The sequence below is a fragment of the Bacillus sp. KS1 genome, from assembly GCF_020075515.1.
Lineage (GTDB): Bacteria > Bacillota > Bacilli > Bacillales > Bacillaceae > Bacillus > Bacillus velezensis.
This window is the reverse complement of sequence record NZ_JACAWW010000005.1, coordinates 1-912: the sequence shown is the minus strand read 5'-3', so window position 1 is coordinate 912 and position 912 is coordinate 1. Positions and strand designations below refer to the sequence as shown.

Sequence of the window (912 nt, the reverse complement as noted above, 5' to 3'; positions counted from 1 at the left end):
CTCCACCATATTTGCCGGCCTAGCTCAATTGGTAGAGCAACTGACTTGTAATCAGTAGGTTGGGGGTTCAAGTCCTCTGGCCGGCACTGTTTTTGGACAAGATTATAACATAAGTCTTTTAAAAAGAGCCATTAGCTCAGTTGGTAGAGCATCTGACTTTTAATCAGAGGGTCGAAGGTTCGAGTCCTTCATGGCTCACCATGTTACGCGGGTGTGGCGGAATTGGCAGACGCGCTAGACTTAGGATCTAGTGTCTTATGACGTGGGGGTTCAAGTCCCTTCACCCGCATTATACAGGATAGTTATCCTGTATGCGGAAGTAGTTCAGTGGTAGAACACCACCTTGCCAAGGTGGGGGTCGCGGGTTCGAATCCCGTCTTCCGCTCCAACTATACCATCCACGCCGGGGTGGTGGAATTGGCAGACACACAGGACTTAAAATCCTGCGGTAGGTGACTACCGTGCCGGTTCAAGTCCGGCCCTCGGCATTATTGTTATGCGCCCGTAGCTCAATTGGATAGAGCGTTTGACTACGGATCAAAAGGTTAGGGGTTCGACTCCTCTCGGGCGCGCCATAATATTTTTAAAAATCGGGAAGTAGCTCAGCTTGGTAGAGCACATGGTTTGGGACCATGGGGTCGCAGGTTCGAATCCTGTCTTCCCGACCACTTCGGGGCCTTAGCTCAGCTGGGAGAGCGCCTGCTTTGCACGCAGGAGGTCAGCGGTTCGATCCCGCTAGGCTCCACCATTTATAAAAAATATGTTGACTTTAAAAGAAACTTGTTATATACTTAAAAAGTTGCTTGAGAAAGTGAACAAAATGATCTTTGAAAACTAAACAAGACAAAACGTACCTGTTAATTCAAAGTTTTAAATAAATCGCACAGCGATGTGCGTAGTCAGTCAAACTAC

At 47.9% G+C, this 912-nt stretch carries 8 tRNA genes; all 8 read left to right on the top strand.

From position 1 onward, the window contains the following. Nucleotides 1-13: 13 nt before the first annotated feature. The 8 genes from HWY38_RS05420 to HWY38_RS05385 all read left to right on the top strand — a co-directional run bounded on the left by HWY38_RS05420 (nt 14) and on the right by HWY38_RS05385 (nt 748). Nucleotides 14-86: transfer RNA gene (locus HWY38_RS05420), tRNA-Thr, on the top strand. A 39-nt stretch (nt 87-125) separates the two neighbouring features. Further along, nucleotides 126-201: transfer RNA gene (locus HWY38_RS05415), tRNA-Lys, on the top strand. 6 nt (nt 202-207) lie between these two features. Then, nucleotides 208-289, top strand: a tRNA-Leu gene (locus tag HWY38_RS05410). 24 nt (nt 290-313) lie between these two features. Continuing rightward, nucleotides 314-388, top strand: a tRNA-Gly gene (locus tag HWY38_RS05405). Between the two features lie 14 nt (nt 389-402). Further along, nucleotides 403-488: transfer RNA gene (locus HWY38_RS05400), tRNA-Leu, on the top strand. A gap of 10 nt (nt 489-498) precedes the next feature. After that, nucleotides 499-575 (top strand) — tRNA-Arg (locus HWY38_RS05395). A 16-nt stretch (nt 576-591) separates the two neighbouring features. After that, a tRNA-Pro gene (locus HWY38_RS05390) sits at nt 592-668 on the top strand. 4 nt (nt 669-672) lie between these two features. Then, a tRNA-Ala gene (locus tag HWY38_RS05385) sits at nt 673-748 on the top strand. Nucleotides 749-912 lie beyond the last annotated feature (164 nt).